This is a genomic window from Arthrobacter sp. 05T423 (assembly GCF_056396245.1).
Genome location: NZ_JBFTLC010000074.1, coordinates 1 through 4,689, shown reverse-complemented (window position 1 = coordinate 4,689; position 4,689 = coordinate 1). Strand labels below are relative to the sequence as shown.

The window sequence follows — 4,689 nt, the reverse complement described above, 5'->3', positions numbered from 1 at the left end:
CCATGGCGAATCCGGGGACGTCCCGGAGTTGGTGTCGCTTCCCACGGCACTCACGTAGTAGTGGGTGGACGGCGTCGAAGGGCCCGTCGTGGAGACGCAGCCCACCAGCAGGACCATCAGGAGGGCAACAGCCAGCGCGGCGGCGGCCCGTGTGGAACGTGTGCTCATGATTGCACCTGCCGGGACGCGGACAATTGGTGTGCCGGGCCGAGTCTTGGCACGTTGAAAACCTAGCCCGGGGAGCGTGGGAAAACCTTGGACGGTTTGCGCTGTGCAGGCACACGCCGTGCGCCTTGTAACGTGCCCTGCCCGGGACTCGCAGCTGGGCCGGCAGCGTCAGACTGCTGCGCCCCTGTGGCCCCTCCCGATGGTCGACGTGTACTCGCCCCCGTCTCATGCAATGAGCAGCGCGTTTTGGGCATCCTCGCGACCACGGCCCGCCAATCGACGAGCGTAAGCGTCCATGGCCCCTCGGCCGCTTCGGTGGGCCGGAGCAGTCGCTGCTGAAGCGTTCGCGCCCCTGCGGGGCCCATCGAAGCACCACAGCCGCGAGACGCCCTGCCCGTTTTCCTTTTCAAGGTTCCGGCGGCGTAGGTATGGTTTGACAATGCTCCGGGTGTTGGGACAGCTCAAGGGGAAGATTTGCGGTGAGTACCGCACGCTGATGGTTCTCGGCTGCCTGGCGGCTCTGGCAGTCCCCGTCGCAGGGTGCGACCCGACGGCGCCGCGGCAGGCGGTGGTCTCCCCGGAGGCAAGCCCGGCCCGGATCTTCACCGACACTACGGCAGCTCCGTCGGTCCCGGTCCCGGCAGGATCCGCCGCTGCCGGTCCTGCCGGATCCCGAGTCACGGGCCCCGGGACGCAGGATGCCGGCACAGCGGACACCCCGTCTCCGGGCGGTCCCGGAACGCACGCGCCCAACCCTACGCACGCGCCGCGCCCGGCCGGAGCGTCCAGTTCACCCCCGGATGACACGTCCGTTTCCGGGCAACGCCTGCCGGTCGGTGATTTGCCGGGGTGGCGGCAGGTATTCGCCGGCGATTTCATCCACGGCGATGTGCCCATCGGGGAATTCCCCGGGGCGGCTTACCGCGTGAGATGGAGCGCGGGTTACGCCGACGGGACCCCTGACACGGCCGGGCAGGTCAGCGGGGGCAAATCCGGTTACTACCCCACAAAGGTCCTCAGCGTCAGGAACGGGGTCCTGGACTGGTATCTGCACTCCGAACACGGAATCTCGATGGGCGCCGCCCCTTCCCCCATCATCGCGAACACCAGCACCGGCCCTCACCGCCCCAACAGCCAGCTGTACGGGCGGTACTCGGTACGCTTCAAGGCAGACTCGCTTCCGGGCTTCAAAACCGCCTGGCTGATGTGGCCCGACAGCGGCGTCTGGCCCAGGGACGGTGAACTGGACTACCCGGAAGGGGACCTTGCCGGCCCATTTTTCGGCGCGGTCCACCGGAGCGGATCATCGCGGAACATCTATGAGGTGGTCCCCTCACGGACCCTCTTCACGTCCTGGCACACGGCCACCACCGAATGGACACCCGGACGGGTCACCTTCCTCCTCGACGGGAAGCCGCTGGGCACGATCACGACAGGCACACCCGTCAAGCCCATGCATTACATCCTGCAAACCGAGTCCTGCCTGACCGGGTGCCCCCGGCCCGGGACCGCCGGCCACGTGCAGGTGGCCTGGGTCGCGGTCTGGGCAAGGAGCTAAGTAGACGTTGGAACGGACCCTCATGGGGAACCGGCCAGGAGGACAGGAAAGCCGGAACGGATTGAACCCGGCGAATGTGGCAGCGTCCTGCGTCCACGGACGCCTCAACCAGAGCGCGTCGCCCTAGGCAGCAGGGGAGACGTGCGAACCCCCTGCCGACACCCCGAGCCCGGCGCCGAAGACCAGGACGCCTCACCCGGTGACCAGTACGCGGCCGGGCACAACCCCACCGATGTCCTTCGCATTGACCACGTCATCCCCGGATGACGCGCAGGACGTCCTCGATTTCACCGAGCCTTCCAAGGCTCCGCGGTCCGTGGCGAGGACCCGAACCTGTCCAGACGGACCACCCGGCCTCTACTCGGCGATGTCCTCTGCCCACAAGTCCGGGTTGCTTTCCTGGAACCTGCGCATCATGTCCACACACCGCTGGTCATCCACGACCACCGCCCCTGGCCGGAGTCGCAGACCGCGCGGTGAGCAAGAAGAAGTCAGTCTCTCCGTACTTCACGGAAACCGACACGAATCAGATCCGGGCGGCAGTCAAAGCCGTTGGCCACCTCGAGGGGTACGTGTCGATCACCGACCTCGTTGAGGCCGCCACATTGCGGGAACTGAAGCGGCTGCAGCGTAAGTACAACGGCGGCAAGAAATGGCCCGGCGTCCCGGCAGGGGAGCTCCGGCCAGGGCGCAGGACACGCGAAGAAATGCAGCACCAGAAGAGGACGGCTAAGCCGTGTGCATCGCAGCGGCTTTTGACTCCAGGCCAACGGCGACCGGATCGCCAGCACGACGCCCTCAATCAGCACGACGCCCTCAATCAGCACGACGCCCTCAATATGGACGCCGTCGGCGCCGCGTCCCGGCTTGCCACTAGTTGCCCGGGGAAACCGAAACGTCACCCAAGTCGGCAATGGAATTAAGCTGAGAGGCAGATGTGGTTCAGCTGGCGACCATACGTTGACCTGCATGACGAGACCCTCAACAACCAGCGGAAAATCCCTCGATGAGCAACACCCCCGTCTCTTCGGCCTGCGTCGGCTGTCGACGGCGGTGATCGGTCACAAGCCGCGCGCGATCGTGGCCGCGAGCTGCATGCTTGCCCTGGTGGGCGGTGGCGTGGCCGCCGCGTCGACCATCGCCTTCGGGCAGCAGCAGGTCGGATCCCAGACTAAGGACGGGCAGCAGATCTCCTCGAATCAGGTGATCAAGCCCATCGGCGACCGTCTGATGACCCCGTTCGGCAAGATCATGGGTTCGACGGTCAGCCCCGATGCCCGTTACCTGGTGGGGACCAGCGCCGACCGCTCGGTCGACCTGCAGGTCTTTGACCTCAAGACCTACAAGCCGGTCGCCGCGGCGGGCACCCTCGGGCGCTGGCACGAAGATCAGCATCCCGACCGCGGGCGGCAAGCAGGCGCTAACCGCCGGCATGGCGTTCTCCCCGGACGGCTCCACGCTCTACGCTGCCGTCAACGGCCAGAACGCGGTCGTCGCGATCGACCCGGCCGCCGGGACGGTGAAGCAGACCTTCAACACCGGCATTGCGCCCCGGCAGCTGAAGTTCGCCGGCACCAAGCTGTACGTCTCCAACGAGGGCGGCCGCCAGGCCGCCGCGGGTGAGGCGACCATGGGCTCCTACGGCACGCAGGTTCCCGCGGACCCGTACCTCGGCACCTCCACGACCGGCACCCTCAGCGTCATCGACACGGCGAACGCCTCCGCGCCGGTCTCCTCAATCGGCGTCCAGCTGCACCCGACCGCGATGTACCTCAACGGCTCCAACCTGTACGTGGCCAACACCAACAGCGACACCGTCTCGGTCGTGGACACGGCGAGCAACAAGGTCGTGCAGACCATCGCGACCCAGCCATGGGCCTCCTCACATGTGGGCTACGAGCCGACCGCCATCGCCATGCAGGGCGACCACCTGCTGGTCTCGCTGGGTCGTGCGAACGCGATCGCGGTCTACAAGGTCAACAAGCACGACCCGAAGGACCCTGCCGGTTACATCGGGCTGCTGCCGACGGACTACTTCCCCGGGAACGTCGCGGCCGTGAACGGTCAGATCGTGGTCACGAACACCCGCGGCATCGACGCCCGCGGGCCGGAACTGAGCTTCAACAAGGGCCAGGGCACCACGGTTGCGACCGGTCACGGTACGCACTCCACCACGGCCTCGCTCACCAGGTTCACCCTGCCCGGCGACGAGAAAATCCAGAACTACACCGAGACGGTGTTCGAGCAGAACGGCTGGGACGGAAAGTCCGTGAAGGAAGCGGCAGCCGCGGACGCCGCCAAGATCCCGGCCGTGGCCGTCCCGAAGCGGATCGGGGACCCGTCCACGATCAAGCACGTGTTCCTGATCGTCAAGGAGAACCGCACCTACGACCAGGTCTACGGCGACATGAAACAGGGCAACGGCGACGCCTCGCTCGCACAGTTCGGTGCGAAGGTCACCCCGAACCAGCACGCACTGGCCAGCCAGTTCGGCCTCTACGACAACACCTACGACATCGGCACGAACTCGGCCGAGGGCCACAACTGGATGATGCAGGGCGACAACCCGGCCTACACCGAAACCAGCGCCGGTGAGTACACCCGCTCCTACGACACCGAAGAGGACGTCCTGGGCCACCAGCGCTCCGGCTTCCTCTGGACCTCAATCCAGTCCGCGGGCAAGACCGCCAGGAACTACGGGGAGTTCGAGTACGGCGAGGGAAAGCCGGCCGGCGCGACGTGGCAGCAATACTACTGCGCGGCCAAGAGCACGATGGCCGGCGGTGACCCGTCCCAGCTCTTCACCCCGGCGCTCCAGCTGCACGCCAGCTCGGACATCCCCTCGCTCAACGCGATCACGGACCCGAACGCGGCGCCGTTCGACACGTCGGTGCCGGACATCTACCGGTACGCGACCTGGAAGCAGGACTTCGAAAAGAACGGCCCGAAGAACTTCCAAATGA

At 66.6% G+C, this 4,689-nt stretch carries 4 protein-coding genes and 1 pseudogene; 4 read left to right on the top strand and 1 reads right to left on the bottom strand.

Annotated elements, in window-relative coordinates:
• Positions 1–607 precede the first annotated feature (607 nt).
• The 3 genes and pseudogenes from AC1DFE_RS23845 to AC1DFE_RS23835 all read left to right on the top strand — a co-directional run.
• The gene (locus AC1DFE_RS23845; protein WP_476908301.1) at positions 608–1,726 is read left to right on the top strand and encodes a glycoside hydrolase family 16 protein; all 1,119 of its coding nucleotides are present in this window, start codon (positions 608–610) and stop codon (positions 1,724–1,726) included.
• Positions 1,727–1,867: 141 nt separating this feature from the next.
• The gene (locus AC1DFE_RS23840) at positions 1,868–1,993 is read left to right on the top strand and encodes a hypothetical protein (protein ID WP_476908300.1); all 126 of its coding nucleotides are present in this window, start codon (positions 1,868–1,870) and stop codon (positions 1,991–1,993) included.
• Between the two features lie 209 nt (positions 1,994–2,202).
• Positions 2,203–2,433: pseudogene (locus AC1DFE_RS23835) on the top strand (ParB family protein); the annotation flags it as partial.
• Positions 2,434–2,707: 274 nt separating this feature from the next.
• Here the strand turns inward: AC1DFE_RS23835 and AC1DFE_RS23830 are convergent.
• Positions 2,708–3,160: a hypothetical protein gene (locus tag AC1DFE_RS23830; protein WP_476908299.1), complete on the bottom strand. Its 453-nt coding sequence runs from the start codon at positions 3,158–3,160 to the stop codon at positions 2,708–2,710.
• On the opposite strand from AC1DFE_RS23830, the gene AC1DFE_RS23825 reads away from it, so the two are divergent.
• A partial coding sequence (locus AC1DFE_RS23825) for a YncE family protein (protein ID WP_476908298.1) occupies positions 3,159–4,689 on the top strand: 1,531 nt, incomplete at its 3' end. The genes AC1DFE_RS23830 and AC1DFE_RS23825 overlap by 2 nt on opposite strands.